The organism is Lentibacillus sp. JNUCC-1 (assembly GCF_009741735.1).
Taxonomy (GTDB): Bacteria; Bacillota; Bacilli; order Bacillales; family Amphibacillaceae; genus Lentibacillus_B.
Map to the genome: position 1 here is coordinate 231,013 of NZ_WHOH01000003.1, position 25,442 is coordinate 256,454.

Consider the following 25,442-nt stretch of genomic DNA (forward strand, 5'->3'; position numbering starts at 1 on the left):
AAAGCCCCGGTGAGTCCCCGGAGCGCGGTATAGGGGAAGGAAGGCTAAGAACGCGACGTCAATCGCCACTTCTTCATGACCCACGTCCTGTGGGCCCGAGGCTCGTGCCGCGCCCACGGAAAGCGTAATGTTTTCCCCGAGCGGCTGCAAGGGGTAGGCAAAAAAGCGATGTGTGACAGACAGGAGGGGCTGTTGATGAAATTTCTTCTGTATCAAATACTGGCAATCGGTGTGATCTGGGGAGGCATGTTCTTTTTCAGAGAGCACTTCGGCAGTGTGGAAAAAGCAATTTTTTACGTTGTGACCGCTTGGCTGATCTTTCTGGTTCTGATACTGATTAAGAATATCTTGACTGGGCAATGGAAACACAATGACCAAGACCCTGAGCGCTAGGGTCTTTTTAAACTGTGAATTAAAGAGGGATAAGGAATGAAACAGATCTACAGTGATGTGATTCAGTTTAGAGGCAGCCACTATGATTTCGGTTATAAACAAGGCGAGTTGCTCAGAAATTCACGGCTCATGACCAATCGTGAGAAACAATGGCGTACGAGACGCCCCAGATTCGAGATCAAGCCTGATGAAACGAAGGCAGCCTTTGAACAATTTGCCCCACAAATATGGGACGAGCTGATCGGACTTAGGGATGCTTTAGAGCTCCCGTTACATGATGTACTGCAGGAATTCAGCGGGTACCGCACGGAAATTACCAAAAGCGGCTGTTCTGTCGTAACCGGCACTGATTATATGGTGCGTAATTATGATTACCATCCGAAGACCTATGAAGGGCGTTTCGTCATGTATGCACCGAATGATGGCGGTTATGCGGTGATTGGCCCCTCACAGCGCATTACGGGCCGAATGGATGGCATGAATGAAAAAGGGCTTGTCATGGCGTATAATTTTGTCCATCGCAGACAGCCCGGGGACGGTTTTATTTGCAGTGCGATCGGGCGGCTGGTTCTGGAAAGGTGTGCGACAGTTGATGAAGCTGTTGACATGCTTCAAGAAATCCCCCATAGGCATTCGTTCAGTTACACCGTCTTCGATAGAAGTGGCCAGGCGTATGTTGTGGAAGCGACCCCTAGAGACACGAGCGTCCGAACAGCTTATGCCTGTACCAATCACTTTGAAGAGCTGAGACATGAAAACCGCCACCATTTGGATGATTCATTTAAACGGATGAAGGCGATTGAGCAACAAAGTGATGGTGGGCTGGAAGCTTATGAGGCGTTCAGGCTGATGAATGACAGGAATAGAGGTGTGTTTTCCGATCAATATAAGAATTGGTCCGGAACCATCCATACGTCTGTTTATTTGCCTAGTGCAGGGAAGGTGTGGTTTGCGCTTGGCGGTGATCGAGAGCCGCTTGTTTTTGATTTCAAAACATGGCTTGAAGGCAAAAATATACTGACAAAGCGTATCACCGGGGAGGTTGACACCGATCTGCCATTTGGTCATATGGACCGGAACGCCAGATAATGAACAGACACCAGGGAGATGAACAGCAGTGAACAAATTTTTGACCAAAAAGTGGAGCGTCATCACGATTGCGATCTTTTGTGCCGTGCTCTGGGGCAGTGCATTTCCGGTTTTGAAAATCGGTTATGTGGAAATGGAAATGGCTCAAGATGATACCATTGCAAAAGTCGTGTTTGCCGGTATCCGCTTTCTGATGGCAGGACTTATTTTATTGATTGCATTATTTTTCATGAGCCGGCGTCATTTGAAAGTCACTGGCAAACAGTGGCCTATTCTGATTTTATTCGGGATTATCCAGACAGCCGTTCAATATTATTTCTTTTATAATGGACTCGCCAATACATCTGGGATTCAGGGTGCGATTCTTGTGTCGAGTGGTACATTTTTCACCGTCCTGCTGGCTCATTTCTTCTATCGTAACGATCGTTTGAACTGGCAAAAGGGTGTTGGCCTAATCGCCGGATTTGCTGGAATCATTGCGGCGAATTGGGGACAGAACTGGTCGTTTGGTTTTGATTGGAACGGGGAAGGTTATATGATTATGGCTGCCTTAACTGGAGCGATTGGTACCATTATGGCCAAGGAGATGGCAGTTGGGATTCATCCCTTTGCGTTAACAGGATGGCAACTGACAATTGGATCTGTACTGATGCTGGCCATCGGTTTGCCGCAAATGGCACCTGGCGCAATTGTATTTACACCTTTTGGCTGGGGACTGATTATTTATTCAGCACTGCTTTCGGCGGTGGCCTTCGCATTGTGGTATTCACTTCTTAAGTACAATAAAGCAGGGGAAATCAGCATTTATAAATTTATGACGCCTGTTTCGGGGGCGTTGTTATCGACTTGGTTTATTGAAGGAGAAGTCCTGAATCTCATGGTCATTGCAGCGCTTGCACTCGTTGCTGTCGGGATTATTGTCATCAATTATAAGCCGGCTGGACATTAAATTTGAAAATGGCTGGTTAATTTCGTCCAATTATGGGAAAATGAGTATTAGAGTATAAGCATTTGCAAGGAGGGCGTATATGAAACTTTTCCAAGTAAGAAAAGGACAATTTGTATTTTATCAAAATGAGCTCCATAAAGTGTATTCGGTGAAGCCGATGTTCCGTAAGTCCGTGCATTTATACCGTCTGAAAGATATGAAACAGATTTTGACGAGTGCTCCGGAGATTCATTACTATAAACCGAAGCACGGGGATACGTTTATCTTTTATGGGAAAAGATACACGATTGATAAGGATGTAAAGCCAAGCTCCGGCGATTACATCTTAATCACGAAACCAGCACCAGATTTTCTTGATCATTATTCGTTGAATGATATTGAGAAGGTTGACAGTGTTGAAAACGGAAACGTCGTAACCACGCGTGATAATGGGGTCAGACATCATGAGTATGTCGTTCTTGTCCCCGGGCGTGAAGAAGGTTCAACAGAAATTGCTTATTACGATAAGACCCTTGTCCCTGAGGAGCAGCAAATAGAAGACGAGTCGATCTCTTATCTGGCTGAAAACGATGAAACGTTGAAACCGTCCGTCGGTGATATTTATTATGATATTCATCAGGAAACCAAAACTATGATCGTCGCGATGACAGTTGATGAGGTGATCTTTGGCCACGGTGTCAAAGTGCACATCAGCGAGATCCTGGACGACACCAAATTTGAACTTGTCTATCAGGCAAGCGAAGATATCTAGAAAAACTGCACAAAAAAGAAGGAGAGTCGTTAGTTTAACGGCTCTCCTTCTTTTTAAAATGATATCAGAGGATCGTGATTTCCGCTCTGGGAAGTCGCTTTAACTTTATAACAGCTCAAGTGCGACATCTGTTCAAAAAAACCACTTTCACAGTGTCTTCTAGCCGCGGGCGGCTGCACGTATGAGTTATATACGCCTTTAGAAATTACCGGTTATCTCACAAGCTTGGCTTGGGCTTTGTAGGCAATAATGTTGATTGGGTCTTTTGGTCCTGAGTAGGGTGGGGCATAGCCGATTTCGAGTTCGGTTAAGTCTGTGACGCTCATGCCTGCTTTAACGGCTGTGGCAAATACGGCGAGTCGTTTATCAACGCCATCTTTTCCGACAACTTGCCCGCCGTAAATTTCCCCGTTTTCAGTATCAAATAACATTTTTAGCGTGAGTGGCTCGGCACCTGGGAAATAGCTGGCGTGTGAGGCGGCTTCCAGTGTTGCACTTGAATAATCTCGGCCAAGGTCGTCGAGTGCGGCACTGTTCAGCCCTGTCGCACCGGCATCAAGATCGAACGCTTTAAGAATGCCTGTACCAATTGTGCCGCCGTATGGATACCCTTCGCCTGCAATATGGCTGGCAACAATAAATGCCTGACGGTGGGCAGGGCCGGCAAGAGCGACATGTCGAGGCGTGCCGGTTTTAGCATCGGGAATTTCCACAGAATCACCGATGGCATAAATGTTATCATCATTTGTTTGCATATGCTGATTGGTTTTTATGCCGCCGGTTGATCCGATTTCAAGATCAGCTGCTTCAGCCAATGCCGTGTTTTGCTTGATGCCGACAGCAAGTATTGTCATATCAGCTTCAAGCTGCTTGCCGCTGGATAAGTGTACTGTTTTTCCGTCATTGGAGAAGGATTCAAGCCCTTCTTCCAAGAGCACATCCACCCCTTTTTCCTCCAAATGGTCTTGAATGAGTGCTCCCATGTCTGGGTCAAGAAGTTTAAACACAGAGGAAGACCGATCGACCATGGTACACTTGAGTCCGCGGGCCACGAGATTCTCAGCCATTTCCAGCCCGACAAAGCTTGCACCGACAATTACCACGTTTTGCGGATCTTTTCCCCGGATAAACGCATCCATTTTGTCCATGTCTTCGAGGTCATGCAGGGTGAATGTTCTTTCCATATTGATTCCGTCAAGAGGGGGCACGCTCGCGGTTGCCCCAGGGGAAAGAATCAGTTTGTCGTAATGAATGGTGTCTTTTTCATCTTGAGACGTAACAGAGACTTCATGCTTAGAACGGTCGATCCCAGTAACCTTTGTGCCGGTCCTGACATCGACATTGAAATGTTCTGCAAAATCCTTTCCGTTCATATATAAATCATCACGGCTCTCGACAACGTCACCTATGTAATATGGCAATCCACATGTCGATACAGCGATCTCTTCATTTTGATCAAGTAAAATAATATGTGAGACGTCATCCATACGTCTGAGTTGAGCTGCGGTAGTAGCACCACCGGCAATTGCGCCTACAATAACAATGGTTTGTGACATATTTGCTTCCTCCCAATGTCTGTCATACTCTTAATCTTCCCTATTTCGATCAGGGAAAAACTAGGGGAATAACAGGTGACATCACAATTCAGTCCGAATCGCCCACAGTTCTGGGAAGAAAGTGTGGTCGAGGACTTTTTTCAAATAGCCGACACCGGAAGAGCCGCCCGTTCCTTTCTTATGCCCGATAATCCGCTCAACGGTCTTCATATGCCGGAAACGCCACTGCTGGAAAGCATCCTCAATATCGACAAGTTTTTCTGCGAGTTCATACAGCTCCCAATGTGTCTGCACGTCTTTGTAGACGGCTTTCCATGCTTCCTGAACACTCTCGTTCCCACGGTAGGTTTGGGACATATCACGTTCAAGCACGGCTTCGTCGATGTCAAACCCGGCTTTGGCCAGAGCTTCGATCGCAGCGTCATATAATCCCGGCTTATTGTAAGCTTCTTGAAGTTTGGCATGCAGTTCAGGCCGTTTTTCATAGATCTTGAGAATGAACGGGGTTTTATAACCGAGTACAAATTCTACCATCCGGTACTGGTACGATTGAAACCCTGATGCATTGCCAAGGTCGTCGCGGAATTCCATGTATTCGCTTGGGGTCAAGGTGGCCAGCACGTCCCACGCGTGGATAATTTGGGTCTGGGTTTTGGACACGCGGGCAAGCATTTTGAACGATGCTTGGAGATCACCTTTTTGAATGGCTGAAATGGCCCCTTGAATTTCGTGAATGATCAACTTCATCCACAGCTCGCTCACTTGGTGGATGATGATGAATAGCATCTCATCATGGTGATTGGATAACGGCTTTTGGCTGGATAGCAATTGCTCAAGTCCGAGGTAATCACCATAAGTCATTTTGTCGGTGAAATCGGTATGAATGTCTTGTTCTGATTTAAAGGTTTTATTGTCATTCATTTGCGTGTCCCTCCGATCTGACGGGTTTAATGACAGCGCGCACTGGGCTTCCGTCGGCATCTTGGATGGCGAGGGGCAGGGCGATCAGCTCATACAAACCAGGATCAACATGGTCGAGCATTAAGTTTTCCAGGATAAGTATGCTGTGCTCATGAAGCGCATGATGCATCGCCAGGCTCTTGCTTTCCGGTGGATCAACGGAGGGGATATCGACACCGAGCAGTTTCACCCCTTTTTCATGTAAGAATCCAGCGAGTGACGGGTCAAGAATGGGCATATCTTCTGGGAAAACTTTTGGGTCATTCGGTAGAGAAGTCCGCAACAGTACACGTTCAACCTCAGAAAAGTCAACGTTTTTCAGAGCCTCTGGTGTGACGGGATCAAACACACTGACGTCAACGATAAGAGCCTTCCCGATATAGGTGTTGATGTCGAGCGCGTTAATCGTTGTACCCTTGTCGTCAAAGTGAAATGGTGCATCCACATGTGTCCCGATATGCAAACTTGTCGTGATCTGACCAATGTTTACGGATCCGGTGTCTTCTTTAGAATAGGTGAGTCCATATTCAAAAGGCGTATCACCCGGCCAATGGGCCATGTCGTTGGTGAGCGGCTGAGAAATATCGATCCATCTTGTCATTATGCAATCACTCCTCGTTTATTTTCGAATTCAAGATAGCGTTTTTCCTGCATGATTGTTTTTAAAATACCAACAGCGTCATACACGTCCTCAAATGTGTTGTATAAAGCGACTGGTGCCAATCTGATGCCGTTTGGTTCTCTGTAATCTGGTATGACTCCGTCTGCCTTGAGAGCTTTACAGATCCGTGCAGCTTCTTTGTGCTCCAGAAATACATGGCCGCCGCGTTCGTGATCGTCCCGTGGGTTGACAATCGTGAAGTCGTATTCAGATAGCTCTTGTTCAACCAAGTTCATTAAAAACGCTGTGAGTTGTAGTGATTTGGTGCGAATATGGGTCATCCCGGCTTCCTGGAACAATTCCAATGCGCCCACAAGCGGTGCTGCACTGAAAAGGTGGGGGGTGCCAATTTGAAAAGCGCCTGCAGTTTCAGCCGGTGTGAACGTATGGGACATATCGAATTGCTTAGCTTTATCGGAACCGAACCAACCTGCAAGCCCAGGCTGCTGGTCAAAATGCTTCTGGTTCACATATAATCCGCCTACACTGCCGGGACCGCCGTTCAAATGCTTGTACGTACACCAGAAAGCGAAGTCTACATCCCAAGCTGATAAGTGATGCTCGATCGCACCAATTGAATGGCATAAATCAAAGCCGATTAAAATCCCGCGCTCATGCGCAGCTTTGGTTAAAGCTTTCATATCGAGAATTTGTCCACTTCGATAAAGCACAGCGGGTAATACGATCAATGCAACATCTTCATTCATCTTGGCAATAATGTCGTCAGTGGTGAGTGTATGACCATCGCGGCTTTTCACCTGAACAAGGTGGGTTTCAGGATCGAGTCCTTTAATCTGCAGCTGACTTTTGAGTGCATAAATGTCTGAGGGGAAATTCAGTTCATCCGCCAGAATTTTGTTTTTCTGTCCCTCGGGTTTGAAAAAGGTGGCTGCGAGCTGATGCAGATTGGTTGTCGTCGATCCGGTGGTTATGACTTCTTCGGGGTGCGCACCGATGAGCGGTGCTGTCATGTTTCCGAGCTTTTCAGATAGGTGAAACCATGGTTGCGCTTCGTTTGTCCAGCCGTCTATAGCAAACTTTTTCCAGCTCTCCACCATGTCATAAAGCGTCGCCTCTGCTCGTTTTGACAACAGCCCAAGCGAATTTCCATCAAAGTAAATCGCATCTTCCGGTATGTAAAATTCCTTTCGAAACCGACCAAGCACATCCGCCCGATCCAACTCCTGAGCACACAAACGATCCATATCCAAAACACATCCTTTTAATATACTTATTTTCATTTAAAAACCTAAATCCACTATAATTTTATGAGAGCACCGTGATTTGAGCTGCGGGAAGTCGCTTTCCGCGGGCACGGCCTCAGCCTCCTCGCGGAAAGACCACCGCTGTGGGGTCTTCGGACTCGTGCTGTTCCCGCAGGAGTCGACTTCCCTCCGCTCCAATCACTCTATGTAAATCAGAGACTTAGACGGCTCTGCACACATATTCATCTAGGAGCCCTGGACAGAAGTAAATTGCGAAACTTCACTAATATACGTATTAAAATTATTGTGCGGTGTTTATCATGATTTGGACATAGAAAAAAGCACTCCTTTGATGATACAATGTTTTTTGGGAAAAACATACCAACGAAGAGTGCTTTATACCGTTCATTATACCTTGTTTTGCCCAAAAAAACCATCGTTTTTAGGTACTCTTTGTTGGGATTAAAAAATGAGGAGAGATTTTATGGCACATCGCAGCCCGAATTGTCCAAATCAGATTGTTCTTTTTGAGGAATTATTACAGGAGAGAGTTGAACACAAGCCACACGCTGCCCGTTTCTTTATGTACTTAGCAAATGTACTGGATCTAAGGTACTATGCATCTCTATCTATGGGAGCTCCACGCTATTCCCGCCGGGAATTGACAGCAGTTATACTTTACGCCATGTATCATGGTCATTATGCGGCGCAGAAAATCCAACAATTTGCTGAAGACAGCATTGGCGCACAATGGATCTTATCCGGCATGCGAATGCCCAGCTATAAAACGGTGGAACGCACAATTGATGCCTTATTCGAAGAAGTTGATCATCTCTTCATTCAGATCATCGGAATTTGTGATGGGTTATTCCTGGTTGGTTGGAAACGTATGTATATTGATGGTACAAAGATTCAAGCTAATGCCTCTAAACACAAGGCGATGAGTTATGAACGTCTAACAAAGAAAATTGATAATCAATCAATTAATATTGAGTCGTTATTTGAAACGATGAAGCCATACATCAGCAGCTTGGAACAGGTACCGGATGATAAGTTAAACGCTTGTATCCATGATCAGGCCCAATTAGTTAACCACATTTTACGACAACAACACGAAAGAGAACTTCGGAAAAAAGAACAGCAAGTGTTCAACCTTGACCTTGATGAGGCTGAGAAAACGCAGGGCTTGAATTTGGAAGAAACGTTAAAAGCGTCTTCTATGCTTCTGAATAACGTTCCATCTGAAACATTTAACCAGGTGGTAAATGTGTTAAACGATATTGCGATCACAAGTGATCGACTCAACACGATGGAGCAGGCAAAAACAGCTCTGGAGCAAAGATGGAAAGAAGAGAAGGGGAACAAAAAAATCCCACCGGAAAAGCAAATCAATTTTACGGACGCAGACTCTAACATTATGATGACAAAACATCAAGGAGTGCAGCAGTGTTACAACAATTTTGCCTGGGTGGATGATAAGACCCATATTATACTTGGTACACACACGGGCAACAGCGCTTCTGATCAACTTGAATTACAGCCAACACTACTTGATGCGCAAAACATGTGCGGCTCATTGGAAGGGATGCAGGCTGGTGCCGATGCCGGATTTTTTTCCGCCGAGAATATTCGTTTCATGAAGGATAAAGGCATCGACTTTTATGTATCCTATCCAGAGCTAAAGAGTCCGTTTGGAAAAGATAAATTTGATTATGACCCGGCATCTGATACATACACATGTCCAGAAGGAAGTACATTGGGGAGAAAAAAAATAAAAAAGTCCGGAAAAATTGGGGAGTACAGTAATTTAGAAGCTTGCCAAAAATGTCCTCTCAGTGCGCAATGTACGAAAGCAACAGACGGTATTCGCAGAATAGAGAGGCATTTGGAAGATGATAGTCTTCGTGAAGATGCGAAGGCAAAGGCCAATAGTGAGAAAGGCAAGGAAATTTTAAGACAAAGAAAAAGCGTACCAGAACCAGTGTGGGGAAATATCCAAACACAAGATGGCTGGAAACAGATGCATATGCGGGGGAAGAAAAATGCCTCCCGTGAGTTCAAATTACACTGTGTGATGCACAACATTCGAAAAATAGTCAAGCTCTACTTGAATAGTTTGTCATATCAGCAGGTGGTCCAAGAGAAAGAAAACAGCCTACGGTATCCCGCCTGATGGAAGAAGCCCGAGAGGAGGTGCTGAACGTTTAGTCGCAATAGCAGAAAGTTTAAAATCGTGATGTTTATTTGTCATACCTATTTTTTTCTTGATTTATTTTATGTCAATAAAAAAGTTAAATAACGCCATCTTTAGCTTTTTAAAAAATACTTTTGTCTAGGGCTCCTAGGGCATTTGCAAGCTCTACCCAAGCTCGGGGAAAACACGGAGACTCCAGCGGGAGGACAAGCCTCGGTGAGACCCCGCAGCTCGCAGTAGGGGAAGGAAGGCTAAAACCGCGACGTCCTGTCGCAACGCCTTCATGACCCACGTCCTGTGGGCCCGAGGCTCAGCAGCGCCCGCGGAAAGCGCAGTGTTTTTTTTTCGAGCGATTGCCAGAGGCAGTCATTCAAGTATTTAGCAATTGTTTTTAAGGCTGTTTAAATGTGAGCGCTTTATAAGAGGCTTAGTTATATCTTAACAATAATTCACTTGTTTGTGATGTTTTTGGGGGTAAAAACATAGATTGGTTGTATGGGTCGTTTTCATGAGTTTTTTTAGAAAGCATTGATTAATTAAAAAAGATGCATTATACTTGAGTTATGCAAATGAAATGACATTTCAAACAATGAAACGGAGGGTGTTCATGGCACTCGTTTCGCGCAGAGTTAAGCATTTGCCGCCTTATTTGTTTTCAAAGTTTCAGAAGCGTAAAGAAAGTCTGCAGGCCAAAGGGGTCGATGTGATTGACCTTGGTATTGGTGCGCCCGATTTGCCCACACCGCAATTTGTTGTGGACGAATTGATTAAAGAAGTCGGCAACAGTGCAAATCACCGTTATTCCACATACCATGGCGATGCCGTTTTCCGCGAGGCAGTTGCGGAATTTTACTCGCGTCAATACGGTGTTGAGCTGGACCCGGAAAAAGAGATTCTCGCTTTAATAGGCTCCAAAGAAGGAATCGCCCATCTGCTGCAAGCGGTCATTGACCCGGGTGACCGAGTGCTGGTACCTGACCCCGGTTATCCTGTGTATAGAACAGGCGTGCAACTTGCAGGCGGTAAGGTTGTGGATTTGCCGCTGGATTCAAAAGCCGGCTATGTGCCCTCGTATGATCAGGTATCGCTCGTTGATGCTGAGCATGCCAAACTGATGCTGCTCAACTACCCAGGCAATCCGACAGCTGCAACGGTTAATTTGTCGACTTTTGTGGAAGCGGTTGCATTTGCGCGCCGGCACCGGTTAATGATTGCACATGACGCCGCTTATGACTTGGTAACGTTTGGTGATTACACGGCACCGAGTCTTATGCAAGTTGAAGGGGCGAAGGATGTTGCAGTGGAATTCGGTTCCCTGTCAAAAGGTTTTGGAATGACAGGGTGGAGAATTGGTTATGTGGTGGGGAATCCGACGTTAATCAGTGCCCTCACGCGGTTGAAAAGCAATATTGACACCTGCCAATTTTTACCGATTCAAAAGGCAGCTGCAAAAGCTTTAACAAGTGATTTATCTGAAGTGAAAGCGCACAATGCCATCTATGAGGAGCGGATGGAAGTGTTGCATCAGGCCCTTACCCAATTAGGGTTACAAGCTGAAAAGCCAAAGGGAACCATTTTTATTTGGTGTAAGGTGCCACAAAGCTTTTCTTCCATTGACTTTGCCGACTATCTGCTGGAAACGGCAGGTGTGATTGTGACACCTGGGACAGCGTTTGGTCCTTCTGGAGAGGGCTATGTCCGTATATCGTTATCGGTGGACAAAGACCGGCTTAAGGAAGTGGCAGACCGTCTCGCTCAACTTGATTTCAACAAGGGGGGATCAAACTGACCATTAAAATGAAAACGGTAACAGCTGCACAAGCTGTTGTCAGTTGTATTGAGAAAGAGTCGATTGAACACGTTTTCTGTGTGCCGGGTGAAAGCTACTTGCCCGTACTGGACGCTTTATACGATACACCTTCCATTAACGTAATTGCAGGCAGGCATGAGGGCGGCGCCTCGTTCATGGCTGAAGCCTATGCGAAGGCCAGTGGCAAGCCCGGCGTGGTTATGGCAACCCGTGGGGTAGGGGCTGCCAATCTGTCAATTGGCGTTCATACAGCATATCAGGATTCGACGCCGATGGTTGTGTTTTTGGGACAGGTTCATCGTAAGTTCCGCGGAAGGGAGGGCTTTCAGGAGGTTGATCTGGATCAGCTTTTTCAGCCAATCAGCAAGTGGGCTGTTGAAGTAAATGATCCTGAGCGCATGCCAGAGCTGGTCCAAAGAGCCTTTCGCATTGCTCAGACGGGCAGACCGGGGCCTGTTGTTGTCTCGCTGCCGGAAGATGTTTTGCCGGTAGAAGTGGCTTCCGTTGATTTGACGCCTATTGTAAAACCCGCGCCTGCCCCAGGAAAAAAGGAAGTGGAGCAGGTGTCTCAGCTGCTCAGCAAGTCCAAACGACCGGTGATGATTGCCGGGGGAGGGGTGAAGAGCGCTGGTGCTGAAGAAGCCCTTCAAATCTTTGCCGAAAAATACACATTGCCTGTTGTGTCGGCGTTTCGTCGTCATGACGTGTTTCCGAATAATCATCCGCTTTATACAGGTCATCTTGGGCTGGGAACACATGCGGATATTTTGGATACGGTGCGTCAGGCTGATACAGTGCTGGCGATCGGAACCCGCCTATCAGAAGTGACCACCCAGGATTATCAATTGTTACATCCGGATCAAACGCTGATTCACATTGATATTGCTGAATCTGTACTCGGCAAGTCGTTTCCGCCGTCGCTAGGAATTGTAGCTTCAGCTGATGAGGCTTTGGAGGCTTTAAAAGAAATGCATGTACAGTGTGCCTGGGGCAAGTGGACCGAAAGTCGGCGTCTGGCTTATGAACAGGTCAGCCTGCTCGGTGATGCGGTCAGAGAGAGCGATATGATGCGCGGTATGATCGCATCTATGCAGGAACAACTGCCCGCGAATACTGTGATCACCAACGATGCGGGCAATTTTGCCAGTTGGCTGCACACATTTTATCAGTTTAAAGAAAAGCAGACTTATGTCGGTCCAACATCAGGCGCAATGGGATATGGCATGCCGGCAGCGGTCGGGGTGAAACTTGCTCGTCCTCATAAAACAGTTGTTTCCCTCTCAGGGACGGAGGTTTTATGATGACAGCAAATGAATTGGAAACATCTATCCGCTACAACATTCCGGTTATTGCTTTGGTTTTCAACAACCAGTCCTATGGCACCATTCGCATGCACCAGGAGAAAGTGTATCCGGAAAGAGTAATGGCAACCGATTTAGGTCATATTTCTTTCGTGGAGTTGGCCAAGAGTCTTGGGGCAGACGGGAAACAAGTCAGGTCAGCTGCAGGTTTTTCTCAAGCGCTCGAGTGGGCTCTTGCACAGAAGAAGAGTGTTGTGATCGAAATCATGACGGACGTCGAACAGATTTCACCGCGAGCGACGATTACCGACATACGCCAGAAGTCATGAATGAAGGGAACGTTCAATACTTATTATTTCAGGAGGGTTTTTAAATGACACAAACATTATTACAAGAAAAGACTTTAACGAACTTCATCGATGGGAAGTGGGCAGAAGCGGGCGAAACAACGCCTGTGAACAATCCCGCAACTGGTGAAACGGTTGTCCATGTACCGCTTTCAACAGCCAAAGATGTGGACCAGGCAGTGGACGTGGCTAAAAAAGCCCAGAAGGAATGGGCACGTGTTCCTGCTCCACAGCGTGCGGACGTGCTTTACCGGGTTGGCCAGCTCATGATTGAACGTAAAGAACGGTTGTCACAGCTGCTTACAATGGAAAACGGTAAAGTGCTTGAGGAAGCACGCGGTGAGGTGCAGGAAGGCATTGACATGGCATTTTATATGGCAGGTGAGGGCAGACGTTTGTTTGGCCATACCACACCGGCTGAGCTTGATAACAAATTTGCCATGAGTGTCCGTGCCCCGGTGGGCGTTGTCGGGATTATTACACCTTGGAACTTCCCAATTGCAATCGCCACATGGAAGTCTTTTCCGGCTATTGTCGCGGGGAATGCTGTAATTTGGAAACCCGCAACTGAAACACCGATCATGGCATATGAACTGGCCAAGATTTTTGAAGAAGCCGGTCTCCCAAGTGGTGTTGTAAACGTTGTGTTCGGTTCGGGATCAACTGTTGGGGATGCCATGGTTCATCACAAGGACATTCGCGTGATTTCTTTTACAGGGTCCAACGATACAGGCCGGAGCATCGCGGCTAAATGCGGTGAACAGCTGAAGAAGGTGTCGCTCGAAATGGGCGGTAAGAACGCGGTCATCGTAATGGATGATGCTGATCTTGACTTGGCAGCTGACGGAATCATTTGGAGTGCATATGGCACGAGCGGCCAGCGGTGTACGGCAGCGAGCCGTGTCATTGTCCACCAGGCTGTGAAGGCGCAACTGGAAGAAAAGTTGCTGACGAAAATGCAGGATCTCAATATCGGCAATGGCCTTGATGAAACGAACAAAGTCGGACCGATTATCAACAAAGCAGGTCTCGATAAAATTAAAAAATACATCGATATCGGTAAAGACGAAGGAGCCGAGTTATTGGCTGGCGGTTACGAGCTGACAGACGGCGATTATAAGGGCGGATTTTATTTTGCACCGACGTTGTTTACAAATGTAACCTCAGAAATGCGCATCGCTCAAGAAGAGATTTTTGGACCGGTGATCTCGCTGATTTCGGTGGAAAGTTTTGAAGAAGCCATTGAAGTGAACAACGGTGTCTCTTACGGTCTGTCCAGTTCGATATTTACAGCGGATGTGAACCGGGTGTTCAGAGCTCAGCGTGACCTTGATACTGGAATTGTATATGTCAATGCCGGTACGACAGGTGCTGAGATCCATCTGCCATTTGGCGGCACAAAGGGAACAGGGAATGGGCACCGTGATTCTGGTGTTCAGGCGCTCGACGTCTTTACTGAATGGAAAGCGGTTTATGTTGACTACAGCGGTAAATTACAGCGTGCTCAGATAGACGTTGAATAATCATGCAACACCAGCCGATGCGCTTTAGTATAGGGCGCATCGGCTCCTAAACAAACAGAAGGGGTGGTTGAATGAAAATAGGGGTACTTGGTTCAGGATTAATGGGAAAAGAGGCTGCGCGTGACCTGGCAGCACAAGACGCCGTTGAAAAAGTTGGACTGGCTGATATTGATCTGGAACGGGCCCAAGCGGTCTGTGACCAGCTAGCTTCACCAAAATTGCAAGCCTATCAGGTGAATGCCAGTGATGAAGAAGAACTCGCCAATTATATGCGTCAATTTGACGTCGTTATCAATGCTCTATTTTATTCCTTCAACGAAATTGTGGCCAGAACGGCGATCCGTGTCGGTGTGAACTCTGTAGATCTTGGCGGTCACATCGGTCATATTACAGACCATGTGCTTGCGATGAAAGACGATGCGGAAACGGCCGGGGTAACCATCATCCCTGACCTTGGGGTGGCACCGGGCATGATTAATATTCTTTCAGGTTACGGGGTGTCAAAGCTTGATCAAGCTGAGTCCATTCGGCTGTTTGTCGGGGGCATTCCTGTTAAACCGGAACCGCCGCTTGAATACAATCATGTTTTCTCAATGGAAGGGCTGCTGGATCATTACACAGACCCGTGCCTGATTATCCGTAACGGGGTTAAGCAGGAGATCTCTGCCTTATCGGAAGTGGAGCGGCTTCATTTTGAACGTTTTGGGCCTCTGGAAGCCTTCCATACGTCAGGGGGCACTTCAACACTGCCGCATTCCTATCCGGATTTAAATACCCTTGAGTACAAAACGATTCGGTACCCTGGTCATGCGGAAAAGTTCAAATTGCTTGTTGATCTGAATTTGACCCGTACGGACTTTGAAGTCGAAGTGGACGGTCAGTCGATCAATCCGCGCAAAGTCTTACTTAAAACGCTCGATCCGATTGTGGAATTGAAAGATAAGGAAGATGCGGTCCTGCTCCGTGTGGAAGTTTCAGGCGTGAAAGACGGGCAGCCGACGACATACACATATGAAATGACAACAGTGAAAGATGGAGAAAATAACGTTACAGCCATGGCGCGGGCTACAGCGAATACCATTTCAGTTGCAGCCCAGATGATCGCACGGGGAGACATTACCGCACGCGGCGTCCATCCCCCGGAAAGGGCCGTGCCTGGAGCCGTCTATATTGAAGAGATGAAGCGGCGCGGGGTTGTGATTAAAGAATATAAGCACGTGCATCACGAAACGCTCAACGTCTAGACGCTCATGAAGGCTGGTCCACAAACATGAAAGGTGTGGCTCAGCCTTCTTGTCTATACAGAACGATAAGGAGACGGGACTATGAACCAAAGCGTGCACAAAGCTCTGAAGCTATTGGACCAATTTACTGAAGATACGAAGGAACTCACACTGAAAGAGCTTGCAGAACAGACCAATATGCCCAAACCCACTGTGTACCGGCTTTTAACAACTTTGGAAGCCCGCAATTACGTTTATAAGATAAAACGCAATGATCATGACAGCAGGTACCGTCTGGGGCTCAAACTGTTGGAGCTTGGTTCGCTTGTATCGAGTCATATGCAGCTGAGAGAAATTGCCCGGCCGTTTATGGAACAGCTTGTTGGTGACATTAATGAAGTTGTCCACCTTGTCATTGTCAATCACAGTCAGGCAACCTATATTGAAAAGGTTGAAAGCACACGAGCCCTAAGGCTTCATACAAGAATCGGCAAAACCTTGCCGCTCTACATCGGTTCAGGACCAAAATTGCTGCTGGCCTATTTAGAGGAAGAGGCGCAAGCTGCTATCTTTGAACAGATTCATCCAGCTGATAAGCGTCCAGAAACGTTGAAAAAGGAGTTGCAGCAGATCCGCCGGCAGGGTTATGCTTTAAGTATCAGTGAACAAGACCCGGACACAACCGGATTGTCGTTTCCGATTAAGAATCACACCGGGGAAGTTGTTGCGGCTTTGGCTGTCAGTGGCTTGTCCAGTTATTTTGAAGGTGAAGGTTTGACAGATATCAAAGAAAAAACAAGGCAGACAGCCGAACGGATTTCCGCTAAACTGGGCTATACGGGTTAAAATCATTAACAAAAGCGCAAGCGCCTTGGTCAGCCCCGAAAAGCATAAGCAAGAACGGGTAGTGGCGATCTTTGCCACGAAGCGGTATTGCTTATGACTCGAGGGGTAGGCGCTGGAGCTGGACATGGCTATTGCTGACAGATAGAGTCATTAAGCCTAAATTTTATACTTTGTTATCTTTCAAGAGAAACGGGGACGTCTTATGAACACAATTTTCATTGCTGGTCATTCCAGATTGCCATCAGGCATGGCAGCGAAAAGCATGTACGATATGCTGACGATTACGGCCGAAATTGATAAGAAATACGGGGTGATTGTCGCGGCAAATTGCACGCTGGCCACTGAACATGGCCGGGCTTATATTCAGCAGCTGCTGCGAGGCTACAGTCTGGAAGATGGTATTGAACACCCAGTGCGTGAGGTGAAAGATCATTATCTGGGTAAAGCAGGTGGCGCGTTGGCATCTGCACTGCACGATTTGTATAAGCAATATGAGACTTATAAAGACGCTTGATCAAGTATAGAAAAGACATAAGTCATCCCTAATGGGGAAAAGGTCAAGCATGGGCGCTAGTCATTATTCAGGATTAGCGTCCGTTAGTTAATATACGAGATTCAGTTCAAGTTTTACAAGACAATCGGGCATGATGACTGATTAGTCTTTTCGTATGTACATAATTCTATAATATATAATCAATAATTTATTTGTATTTTTAATTCAAATTAAATGCGCTCCCCAATCTATTAAAGACAGGGGAGATTCTATGATCAATGGTAGACTATTTCATTTTTTTTAGGATCTCTAGTAAATTTTGGTTCAATATCCTCTAAACCGCCTAAGACATTGAATATTTTATCATATGTTTTAGACGTGATGTTATCGTCCCCACACTCTACTTTAGATAAAGTGGCTTGTGTTATTTTTGCATTATTAGAGCGAATGGCTTCGATTACCTCTTTTTGGGTTAGCCCCAATTGGAGTCTACGCTTTAATATTTTCTTTCCCATTATGACTGAATGTTTATTAAGATGTTCACTAACACCTGGTGCTGTTTTTAATGTAGCCATTAAATCTTCATAAGACTTCTTGCTCATAGTACCATCTCCTTTTACTCAGTCGTTTAAGAAACCTTCAAGCATTTTTAAGCTCTCGTTCACAATTTGATTAAATTCCGGTGGATTGTTCTCCTTTTTAATAATTGCTTTTGTAAAATATATGTGATGCTTATCATTTATATCCTCATAGAAAAACAAAGCTCTGAATGCTCCGTATCCACGTCTGTTAGCTCGCAGTTCCAACAAGGGAGGTGCGTGGTTTAATTCCTTTACTACATTTGCAATAGTGATTGGATCGCCACTTAAGTTTTCCCCGGTAAAGAGCCTCTCATGTTTAGGGGGAACACCTACATATTCTAAATAATCAAATGCTTGAGCTACCAAATGGGCAAGTTCTGCAGCGTTCGTGTCACGCTTGGCGTCTGCTGAGAGTTTTGCTACCACGTCGAATAGTTGCTGATTTCCGTTTTTATCTTCTAATATTGTAATTATAGCTTTAGTATTATCCATATTATATTGTTTAGAATATAAATTGTCTAATTACTAATATCCTATACAATATATTCCCCCTTTGTGCAGAAATTATTCATTGAGTTTAGATATTAAATCCATAAAACAAACCTTTCTTGTTATCACACAAAAGACAGAACGTTTTTGTTAAAGGAGATAATGACATTAAACAAAAGTCCATATAAGAATTGATCTCTCCAAACAGTGATGGTTAGCTCTGACGGTGTGTAGTTAATCGAATTATATTGGGTGTCATTCCTTTAACGCTATAAAGCTTTAGCCAAAGCGTAGGAACGACACCCAGGGTTGCTCTTTTTTTAGGTAACTGTTACTACGACTCAATTCCAAGCGATACAAGTTTCTTCTCGAGAAATTCATCCATGCCGTGGTGTCCGCCTTCTTTGCCTGTGCCCGATTGTTTGACCCCGCCAAAAGGGGCTTCGGGAACGGCAGGGAAGACGTCGTTGACACCGATGATGCCATAATCCAGTGCCTCTGAGACTCTGATCGCCCGGCTGGTGTTTTCGGTGAAGAAATAGGCGGCCAATCCATAGTCTGTGTCATTGGCTTTTTCAATCACAGCCTGCTCATCTGAGAAGATTTGAATTGGCATGATCGGTCCAAACGTCTCCTCACGCATAATTCGCATATCGTCTGTAACGCCCGCCAGAACGGTAGGCGACATAAAGTAACTGTCGGGTTGCTCTGCTGTGTCACCGCCGCAGACAATGTCAGCTCCTTTTTGCATGGCGTCGTCCAAATGGGTTTGGACTTTGTCTTTGGCCTGTGCGTTGATTAAAGGGCCAAGGTCTGTATCTTCTTCCAAACCATTTCCGACTTTGAGCGTTTCCACTTGTTTTTGTAGTTTGGTTTGGAACGTTTCCGCAACCGATTCATGGACATACACCCGGTTGGCGCAGATGCACGTCTGGCCGTTATTCCGGAATTTGCTGGCAAGGCTCAGGCTGACAGCTTTATCTAGATCAGCGTCTTCAAATATAATGATCGGTGCATGACCGCCAAGTTCGAGTGACAGCTTTTTGACCTGGTCGGCACTTTCACGCATTAAATACTTCCCGACAGCTGTTGACCCGGTGAATGTAATGTGACGCACATGCTTGTTTGAAAGCATCTCCTGTCCGATCGCCTCAGCGTCACCTGTCACAAGATTGACAACGCCAGGGGGCATACCGGCCTGTTCGAAAATCTTTACAATTTCAATGGCAGACAGCGGTGTCTCTGGTGCAGGTTTTAAGACGACCGTACAGCCGGCAGCGAGCGCTGGACCAAGCTTTCGGGTGATCATGGACGACGGGAAATTCCAAGGTGTAATCGCACCTACAACCCCCACAGGCTGTGGCATAACGATCATGCGTTTTGATCGGACGGACGAGGGGAGCCATTCACCGTAACTTCTGCTCGCTTCCTCGGCATACCATAGCAGAAAGCCTGCTGCTCCTTTCACTTCTCCGATGGCTTCTTTCAGCGGCTTGCCCTGCTCCATGGTCAAAATTTCCCCCAGACGCTCAGCATCTGCAAGCATCAATTCATGTGCTTTGTACAAAATTCTGGAGCGCTTACGTCCACTCATGCTGCCCCAACTTTTAAAAGCGCGGTGAGCAGCTGAAATTGCTTTTTTCGTTTCAGCTTCACCGCCGGCAGAAATGGTGGTCAGCGGTTCAAGGATGGCTGGATTATAAATGATGTCGCTATGCGCTTCATCTACTTTAAGCCACTCTCCGTCAATGTAAATGCTTTGTGTGACCTTATCAATCAAGCTCAATCACTCCTTCTCCCATGCGGGCAGCATTTTGTTTAGTGGTTTATCTTTACGGTATCCAAGGACATATTGCGCCTGCATGATGGTGTGAATTTCACGCGTGCCTTCATAGATGACAGGGGCTTTAGAGTTGCGCAGATAACGCTCAACCGGATATTCATCTGAATAACCGTACGCACCGTGAATCTGAACGGCATCATCGGCTGCTTTGTTGGCGAAATCGCACGCCTGCCATTTGGCCATGGAGGTTTCGCGTGTATTGCGCTTGCCTTGGTTTTTAAGTTCTCCCGCTTTATAAACGAGCAAGCGGCTCATTTGCAAGCCTGCTTCCATCTTGGCAAGCATTTGCTGGACAAGCTGGTGCTGGCCAATGGGTTTGCCGAATGTTTCGCGCTCATGACAGTAATCCACACTTGCTTCAATACAAGCCATGATCTGACCGACAGCTCCCGCAGCGACGGTGAAGCGTCCATTGTCGAGCGCAGCCATGGCAATTTTAAAGCCTTCTCCTTCGTCACCAAGGAGGTTTTCAGCAGGGACTTTGACGTCTTCAAAAAACAGTTCTCCTGTGTTGCCAGCACGAATGCCATGCTTGCCTTTTGTTGCTTTTGAGGAAAAGCCATCCATCGCCCGCTCAACAATGAAAGCAGAGATGCCATGGTGGCGTTTGTCTTTTTCTGTATAGGCAAAAACGATAAAGTGATCTGCCGTGTCACAAAGGGAAATCCAGTTTTTCTGACCGTTCAGCACATAATGATCCCCTTTTTTAACGGCTGTTGTTTGAATGGAAGCGACGTCTGAACCGGCGGCGGGTTCTGTTAAGCCAAATGCCCCCAGTTTTTCACCTTTCGCCTGGGGTACGAGAAACTTTTGTTTTTGCTCTTCATTTCCCCATTGCAGCAGGGTCATGCTGTTGAGTCCGGTGTGTACGGATACGGCTGTGCGAAAAGCCGTATCGCCGCGCTCGAGTTCTTCGCAGACGATGGCGAGTGCATTATAATCCATGCCGCTGCCGCCATATGCTTCCGGAATGCAGACGCCCATCAGGCCAAGGTCAGCGAGTTTTTCAACCACAGATGGGTCGAATTTTCCTTCGCGGTCCCAATCTGCTATATAAGGCATAATCTCTTTATCAACAAATTGTCTTACTGTCTGTCTTAACATCGTTTGTTCTTCTGTGAAATCAAAATTCATCAAAATCTCTCCCGTCATTAAAATATAAGTTGATGTAATTGTTTCTGAATAACACCTTTAATATTTGTCTGTTATTCCGACTATTTCTTGGTTGTGTTCCCCTGGTTCTGGGGGATGGTGTCTGTAGGTGACTGGGGTGCGTGACAGCTTCAATGGGCTGCCGATCATTTTAATATCTCCTGCTTTAGGATGGCCGTGGCTGATAAACATGTCTCTTGCGGCCAGTTGTGGATCGGCGGCAACTTCTTTGACGTTTTGAATCGGGCCACATGGAATATTGTTTGCACGACACTGCTGTTCCCAGTGATCTGTCGTGTGTTTTGAAAAAGCTTCTTGCAGCATCTGTGTCAGTTCATCCCGGTTGCTGACACGGGAAGGGTTGCTTTCAAAGCGTTCATCCTGTGCAATTTCCGGACGCTCGAGAATGCCGCACAATGCTTTAAACTGCCTGTCGTTTCCAACCGCGATGACCATTTCACCGTCTTTCGTATGGAATGTCTGATAGGGCACAATGTTGGCGTGTTGATTGCCGAGCGCTTTAGGAATGTCCCCGGACATCAAATGATTGCTGCCGATATTGACAAGTGCACTGACAGCGGAATCGTACAGCGAAATATCCAGCTTTTGTCCTTTGCCAGATTGCCCCCGTTCCAAAAGGGCAGATTGTATTCCGATGCAGGCATATAGCCCCGTAAGAATGTCCGTAATTGCCACACCCATTTTCTGAGGACCGGATTCCGCATCTCCTGTGATGCTCATCAGCCCGCTCATTGCCTGGATAATGTAATCATACCCTGGGTAATCTTTATAGGGACCGGTTTCCCCGAATCCCGTAATGGAACAATAGACAATGCCAGGGTTAAGATCTTTCATAGTTTCATAATCAATTCCAAAACGGGTCATTGTGCCGGTTTTGAAGTTGTTGATCATGACATCGGATTCGGCAGCAAGAGCTTTGATGGTTTCTATGCCTTGCTCTGATTTCAAATCAACGGTGATGCTCTTTTTATTGCGGTTGGCTGAGAGATAATAGGCGCTCACATCGTTTTGAAAAGGCGGGCCCCATTTGCGTGTGTCATCACTGCCGCCGGGTGCTTCCACTTTAATCACTTCTGCTCCGAGGTCTCCAAGTATCATCGTGCAGTAGGGACCGGCAAGCACCCGCGACAAATCCAGAACCTTCATTCCTTCAAGTGGTCCAGTCATATCAATCACCTCTTTTCAATGAGAATCAAGCAACAATAAAAAGCCACTCCAAAACGGTTACAGTCATGCTGTAAGCGTTCTGAACTGGCTTAGTTATGCTGGAACAAACCCGGCATGGGCCTGTGAGCAAAATAGGCAGTTATAGTTGGTTTATTGTAAACGATTTCAAAATAAGTATAACGTAAAATTGATCCTTTGTAAAGATTTTTTGAAAAAAGCAGTGCGCAAAGCCCCGCAGAACCCTGCGCAATCAGCCTTATTCATCAACCTGAGATCTTAAAGAATAGAAAACACTAACTGCGAACCAATGAAAGCTTTTTTTGACTGCCTCTTGCAACCGCTCGGGGAAAACACTCCGCTTTCCGCGGGCACTGCTGAGCCTCCTCGGTCTAACGACCTCCGGGGTCTCACCGAGGCTTTGCATCCCGCAGGAGTCTCCGTGTTTCCCCCGAGCTGGTAAGTGAGGTTATTCTTTAACTCATATGTGAGTAGTACCGTCCAAGCCACTGAATTAAATAGAGTGATTGGAGCGGAGGGAAGTCGACTCCTGCGGGAACAGCACGAGTCCGAAGACCCCACAGCGGTGGTCTTTCCGCGAGGAGGCTGAGGCCGTGCCCGCGGAAAGCGACTTCCCGCAGCGCAAATCACGGTGCTCTTATTAACATATATGGGGTTTCTTTTTATATACTCTTCTTTATTGTTCTTACAAAAGAGTAACTACATATACGTAACCTCCTAAGTGAACGCACTTTGTGGCAACGGTTGCTACAAAGTGCGTTCACTTTAGCTTGTGAGGTCAAGGTGCTTTTGGTTTAAGTTGCTGCTTTTTCCAGTTTGGTGATCATTTTCAATGCGCGTCCTGTGCCGATGGCAACGGCTTCGAGTGGGTTTGGTGCCATGTGCACGGGACGTTCAGTTCTTGGGAGAGCCAGTCCTGCATGCCGTTCAGAAGGGCGCCGCCGCCCGCTAGTACAATACCGCGGTCAACGATGTCACCACTGAGTTCTGGCGGGCAGTTCTCTAAAGTCGTATGAATGGTTTCGAGAATTTTATCGAGTGACTCTCTGATCGCATTATGAATTTCGGTCGAAGTAACCGTGATGGTCTTCGGCAGTCCACTCACAAGGTCACGGCCGCGTACTTCCATAGTGATTTCTTCATGGTCCGGATGGGCATAGCCGACTTCAAGCTTGATATTCTCAGCTGTTCGTTCACCAATCAAGATGTTATATTTTTACGGATATGGTTGATAATTTCTTCGTCCATTTTATCACCACCGCTTCTGACAGCTTGGCAGGACACGACACCGCCAAAGGAAATGATGCCCACTTCTGAAGTTCCGCCGCCGATGTCCACGATGACGTTTGCGATCGGTTCTTCAACAGGTAGGTCAGCCCCGATGGCAGCTGCAATTGGTTCTTCGATTAAGTGCACATGCTTTGCACCATAACTTGACACAGCATTATGAATGGCACGGCGTTCTACTGTAGTGCTGCCGGACGGGGTACAAACGACAACCGTTGGCTTGCGCATAGAGAGGCCTGCTTTCCGGCTGACTTTCTTCAAAAAGGCTTTAAGCATTTGGGCGGTGATATCATAGTCTGCGATCACGCCGTCTCTTAATGGTCTGATGGCAACAATATTTTGAGGTGTTTTACCGACCATTTGCTTGGCTTCTTCACCAACTGCAATGACTTTCTTTGAGTTGACATCGATGGCTACGATGGATGGTTCATTCAGGACAATACCTTTTGTTTTTGTGTAAATCAATATATTTGCGGTACCAAGGTCAATTCCAATTTCAGCATTTGAAAACATGTGTATATTCCTCCAGAAGTGCATTTTATCGTATTGCGTATTTATGCGTATTTTTTTAGATTCAATGTGACGTACAGGAAATTCGACATAAAAAACGCCACTACTTTGTTATTATATACTACTTTTCCCTAAAATAGCGCACTTTATGGGTCGGAATCAAGTAACATTTTCATTACAAAATGTCGAATGGTGTAATATACTATATAGGAAGTGTTCGATTAGGGGGAAGAGGCTTATGTTATTAAGTATACGGGTGTACTTATATGCGGGATGGCTCGTGTTAACGAGCTGGTTTAAATTACCAAAGGCTAGGCAGCTTTATCAGAAAAATGGCCTATATGCTGAAGAAATATTTGAGACGCCAAAAGCAATCTCACGGAAAGTCCTTGCTAAAACTGGGACTCGCGTTGAAGTTTCAGGGGTGTCTGGTATTCCGGAAGGTCCTGTTTTGTTTGTAGCAAATCATCAAGGGCTGTTTGATATTTTGGCATTTCTTGGATTTCTCGACAGGCCTGTTGGTTTTATCGCTAAACAAGAGATCAAACGGCTGCCGGTTATTCCTCAATGGATGGATTTGATTCATTGTGTCTTTATCAATCGTAAAGATACGCGGCAGTCTGTTAAAGCAATCCAACAAGGCACTGCCAATTTAAAAGAAGGGCATTCCATGGTTGTTTTTCCTGAAGGGACCCGAAGCAGGAGTCATCGGTTGAACGACTTCAAGCCAGGCAGTTTACGTTTGGCGGTAAAGGCGGGGTGCCCATTGTGCCTGTTGCAATAGATGGAACTTATCAGATGCTCGAAGCGGGAAATGGACGTGTGCAAGCCTCTCACATACACATAGAAGTCAAAGAAGCAGTCTTGCCCGAGGATTATCAGGGACTCAACACCAGCCAACTTGCGAAAAGAATCCAGGATTCCATTGAAGAAACATTGGCACATCATGCTCATCCAACACAAGAAACACCTCCTGCTGTTCAGGTGCCGTAACATAGGACATGGCGTTTGCTACAGATGGTTAAGTTCTGTAATATGAGGTCATGAACACAAATCTGTATTCAACATAAATT

General features: G+C 46.3%; 21 protein-coding genes and 2 pseudogenes. 13 read left to right on the top strand and 10 right to left on the bottom strand.

The features are described 5' to 3' along the window. Nucleotides 1-195: 195 nt before the first annotated feature. The 4 genes from JNUCC1_RS11525 to JNUCC1_RS11540 all read left to right on the top strand — a co-directional run bounded on the left by JNUCC1_RS11525 (nucleotide 196) and on the right by JNUCC1_RS11540 (nucleotide 3,182). The gene (locus JNUCC1_RS11525; protein ID WP_156645650.1) at nucleotides 196-393 is read left to right on the top strand and encodes a hypothetical protein; all 198 of its coding nucleotides are present in this window, start codon (nucleotides 196-198) and stop codon (nucleotides 391-393) included. A gap of 36 nt (nucleotides 394-429) precedes the next feature. Continuing rightward, the gene (locus JNUCC1_RS11530; protein WP_156645651.1) at nucleotides 430-1,482 is read left to right on the top strand and encodes a C45 family autoproteolytic acyltransferase/hydolase; all 1,053 of its coding nucleotides are present in this window, start codon (nucleotides 430-432) and stop codon (nucleotides 1,480-1,482) included. Between the two features lie 28 nt (nucleotides 1,483-1,510). Further along, on the top strand, nucleotides 1,511-2,431 hold the full coding sequence (locus tag JNUCC1_RS11535; protein ID WP_331713764.1) for a DMT family transporter: 921 nt from the start codon (nucleotides 1,511-1,513) through the stop codon (nucleotides 2,429-2,431). Nucleotides 2,432-2,510: 79 nt separating this feature from the next. After that, nucleotides 2,511-3,182: a hypothetical protein gene (locus tag JNUCC1_RS11540; protein WP_156645652.1), complete on the top strand. Its 672-nt coding sequence runs from the start codon at nucleotides 2,511-2,513 to the stop codon at nucleotides 3,180-3,182. A 212-nt stretch (nucleotides 3,183-3,394) separates the two neighbouring features. On the opposite strand, the gene JNUCC1_RS11545 is transcribed toward JNUCC1_RS11540, so the two are convergent. The 4 genes from JNUCC1_RS11545 to kynU all read right to left on the bottom strand — a co-directional run bounded on the left by JNUCC1_RS11545 (nucleotide 3,395) and on the right by kynU (nucleotide 7,564). Then, nucleotides 3,395-4,738 (bottom strand): FAD-dependent oxidoreductase, encoded by a 1,344-nt coding sequence (locus JNUCC1_RS11545; protein ID WP_156645653.1) that lies wholly within the window; start codon nucleotides 4,736-4,738, stop codon nucleotides 3,395-3,397. 81 nt (nucleotides 4,739-4,819) lie between these two features. Then, nucleotides 4,820-5,659, bottom strand: a complete 840-nt coding sequence (gene kynA / locus JNUCC1_RS11550; RefSeq protein ID WP_156645654.1) for a tryptophan 2,3-dioxygenase — start codon at nucleotides 5,657-5,659, stop codon at nucleotides 4,820-4,822. Continuing rightward, nucleotides 5,652-6,299 carry an arylformamidase gene (gene kynB, locus JNUCC1_RS11555; protein WP_156645655.1) on the bottom strand — a complete coding sequence of 216 codons (648 nt, stop codon included), beginning with the start codon at nucleotides 6,297-6,299 and terminating at the stop codon, nucleotides 5,652-5,654. The genes kynA and kynB overlap by 8 nt, the downstream gene beginning before the upstream one ends. Next, nucleotides 6,299-7,564 (bottom strand): kynureninase, encoded by a 1,266-nt coding sequence (kynU, locus tag JNUCC1_RS11560; protein ID WP_156645656.1) that lies wholly within the window; start codon nucleotides 7,562-7,564, stop codon nucleotides 6,299-6,301. Before kynU ends, kynB begins: the two co-directional genes overlap by 1 nt. A gap of 484 nt (nucleotides 7,565-8,048) precedes the next feature. Here kynU and JNUCC1_RS11565 point away from each other — a divergent pair, with 484 nt between their 5' ends. From JNUCC1_RS11565 to JNUCC1_RS11595, 7 genes and pseudogenes are all read left to right on the top strand, one after another. Beyond that, entirely contained in the window at nucleotides 8,049-9,737 is a 1,689-nt protein-coding gene (locus JNUCC1_RS11565; RefSeq protein WP_197431723.1) for an IS1182 family transposase, read from the top strand. Between the two features lie 628 nt (nucleotides 9,738-10,365). Beyond that, nucleotides 10,366-11,547 (top strand): aminotransferase class I/II-fold pyridoxal phosphate-dependent enzyme, encoded by a 1,182-nt coding sequence (locus JNUCC1_RS11570; RefSeq protein ID WP_156645658.1) that lies wholly within the window; start codon nucleotides 10,366-10,368, stop codon nucleotides 11,545-11,547. A gap of 8 nt (nucleotides 11,548-11,555) precedes the next feature. Next, nucleotides 11,556-13,198: pseudogene (locus tag JNUCC1_RS11575) on the top strand (thiamine pyrophosphate-dependent enzyme). A 44-nt stretch (nucleotides 13,199-13,242) separates the two neighbouring features. Beyond that, complete coding sequence (locus JNUCC1_RS11580; protein WP_156645659.1) at nucleotides 13,243-14,739, top strand: aldehyde dehydrogenase family protein; 1,497 nt, start codon at nucleotides 13,243-13,245, stop codon at nucleotides 14,737-14,739. 71 nt (nucleotides 14,740-14,810) lie between these two features. Continuing rightward, entirely contained in the window at nucleotides 14,811-15,983 is a 1,173-nt protein-coding gene (locus JNUCC1_RS11585) for a saccharopine dehydrogenase C-terminal domain-containing protein (RefSeq protein WP_156645660.1), read from the top strand. Between the two features lie 81 nt (nucleotides 15,984-16,064). Further along, nucleotides 16,065-16,808, top strand: a complete 744-nt coding sequence (locus JNUCC1_RS11590) for an IclR family transcriptional regulator (protein ID WP_156645661.1) — start codon at nucleotides 16,065-16,067, stop codon at nucleotides 16,806-16,808. A gap of 202 nt (nucleotides 16,809-17,010) precedes the next feature. After that, a complete protein-coding gene (locus tag JNUCC1_RS11595) occupies nucleotides 17,011-17,322 on the top strand; it encodes a DUF3870 domain-containing protein (RefSeq protein ID WP_156645662.1) in 312 nt (103 codons plus the stop codon). Between the two features lie 254 nt (nucleotides 17,323-17,576). On the opposite strand, the gene JNUCC1_RS11600 is transcribed toward JNUCC1_RS11595, so the two are convergent. From JNUCC1_RS11600 to mreBH, 6 genes and pseudogenes are all read right to left on the bottom strand, one after another. Continuing rightward, nucleotides 17,577-17,903: a helix-turn-helix domain-containing protein gene (locus JNUCC1_RS11600; RefSeq protein ID WP_156645663.1), complete on the bottom strand. Its 327-nt coding sequence runs from the start codon at nucleotides 17,901-17,903 to the stop codon at nucleotides 17,577-17,579. An 18-nt stretch (nucleotides 17,904-17,921) separates the two neighbouring features. After that, on the bottom strand, nucleotides 17,922-18,374 hold the full coding sequence (locus tag JNUCC1_RS11605) for a hypothetical protein (protein ID WP_156645664.1): 453 nt from the start codon (nucleotides 18,372-18,374) through the stop codon (nucleotides 17,922-17,924). Nucleotides 18,375-18,705: 331 nt separating this feature from the next. Further along, entirely contained in the window at nucleotides 18,706-20,157 is a 1,452-nt protein-coding gene (locus tag JNUCC1_RS11610) for an NAD-dependent succinate-semialdehyde dehydrogenase (protein ID WP_231784193.1), read from the bottom strand. Beyond that, nucleotides 20,158-21,348, bottom strand: a complete 1,191-nt coding sequence (locus JNUCC1_RS11615) for an acyl-CoA dehydrogenase family protein (protein WP_156645666.1) — start codon at nucleotides 21,346-21,348, stop codon at nucleotides 20,158-20,160. Between the two features lie 57 nt (nucleotides 21,349-21,405). After that, the gene (locus tag JNUCC1_RS11620; protein ID WP_156645667.1) at nucleotides 21,406-22,554 is read right to left on the bottom strand and encodes a CaiB/BaiF CoA transferase family protein; all 1,149 of its coding nucleotides are present in this window, start codon (nucleotides 22,552-22,554) and stop codon (nucleotides 21,406-21,408) included. 812 nt (nucleotides 22,555-23,366) lie between these two features. Then, nucleotides 23,367-24,372: pseudogene (mreBH, locus tag JNUCC1_RS11625) on the bottom strand (rod-share determining protein MreBH). Nucleotides 24,373-24,607: 235 nt separating this feature from the next. On the opposite strand from mreBH, the gene JNUCC1_RS11630 reads away from it, so the two are divergent. Together JNUCC1_RS11630 and JNUCC1_RS18740 are read left to right on the top strand one after the other, a co-directional pair. After that, the gene (locus tag JNUCC1_RS11630; protein WP_231784194.1) at nucleotides 24,608-25,153 is read left to right on the top strand and encodes a lysophospholipid acyltransferase family protein; all 546 of its coding nucleotides are present in this window, start codon (nucleotides 24,608-24,610) and stop codon (nucleotides 25,151-25,153) included. Further along, complete coding sequence (locus tag JNUCC1_RS18740) at nucleotides 25,138-25,362, top strand: hypothetical protein (protein WP_231784195.1); 225 nt, start codon at nucleotides 25,138-25,140, stop codon at nucleotides 25,360-25,362. Before JNUCC1_RS11630 ends, JNUCC1_RS18740 begins: the two co-directional genes overlap by 16 nt. Nucleotides 25,363-25,442 lie beyond the last annotated feature (80 nt).

Excerpts from the sequence above, each read along its gene's own strand:
- JNUCC1_RS11525 (WP_156645650.1), top strand. The coding sequence starts at position 196 with ATGAAATTTCTTCTGTATCAAATACTGGCAATCGGTGTGATCTGGGGA.
- JNUCC1_RS11530 (WP_156645651.1), top strand. The coding sequence starts at position 430 with ATGAAACAGATCTACAGTGATGTGATTCAGTTTAGAGGCAGCCACTAT.
- JNUCC1_RS11540 (WP_156645652.1), top strand. The coding sequence starts at position 2,511 with ATGAAACTTTTCCAAGTAAGAAAAGGACAATTTGTATTTTATCAAAAT.
- JNUCC1_RS11545 (WP_156645653.1), bottom strand. The coding sequence starts at position 4,738 with ATGTCACAAACCATTGTTATTGTAGGCGCAATTGCCGGTGGTGCTACT.
- kynA (WP_156645654.1), bottom strand. The coding sequence starts at position 5,659 with ATGAATGACAATAAAACCTTTAAATCAGAACAAGACATTCATACCGAT.
- kynB (WP_156645655.1), bottom strand. The coding sequence starts at position 6,299 with ATGACAAGATGGATCGATATTTCTCAGCCGCTCACCAACGACATGGCC.
- kynU (WP_156645656.1), bottom strand. The coding sequence starts at position 7,564 with ATGGATCGTTTGTGTGCTCAGGAGTTGGATCGGGCGGATGTGCTTGGT.
- JNUCC1_RS11565 (WP_197431723.1), top strand. The coding sequence starts at position 8,049 with ATGGCACATCGCAGCCCGAATTGTCCAAATCAGATTGTTCTTTTTGAG.
- JNUCC1_RS11570 (WP_156645658.1), top strand. The coding sequence starts at position 10,366 with ATGGCACTCGTTTCGCGCAGAGTTAAGCATTTGCCGCCTTATTTGTTT.
- JNUCC1_RS11580 (WP_156645659.1), top strand. The coding sequence starts at position 13,243 with ATGACACAAACATTATTACAAGAAAAGACTTTAACGAACTTCATCGAT.
- JNUCC1_RS11585 (WP_156645660.1), top strand. The coding sequence starts at position 14,811 with ATGAAAATAGGGGTACTTGGTTCAGGATTAATGGGAAAAGAGGCTGCG.
- JNUCC1_RS11590 (WP_156645661.1), top strand. The coding sequence starts at position 16,065 with ATGAACCAAAGCGTGCACAAAGCTCTGAAGCTATTGGACCAATTTACT.
- JNUCC1_RS11595 (WP_156645662.1), top strand. The coding sequence starts at position 17,011 with ATGAACACAATTTTCATTGCTGGTCATTCCAGATTGCCATCAGGCATG.
- JNUCC1_RS11600 (WP_156645663.1), bottom strand. The coding sequence starts at position 17,903 with ATGAGCAAGAAGTCTTATGAAGATTTAATGGCTACATTAAAAACAGCA.
- JNUCC1_RS11605 (WP_156645664.1), bottom strand. The coding sequence starts at position 18,374 with ATGGATAATACTAAAGCTATAATTACAATATTAGAAGATAAAAACGGA.
- JNUCC1_RS11615 (WP_156645666.1), bottom strand. The coding sequence starts at position 21,348 with ATGAATTTTGATTTCACAGAAGAACAAACGATGTTAAGACAGACAGTA.
- JNUCC1_RS11620 (WP_156645667.1), bottom strand. The coding sequence starts at position 22,554 with ATGACTGGACCACTTGAAGGAATGAAGGTTCTGGATTTGTCGCGGGTG.
- JNUCC1_RS11630 (WP_231784194.1), top strand. The coding sequence starts at position 24,608 with ATGTTATTAAGTATACGGGTGTACTTATATGCGGGATGGCTCGTGTTA.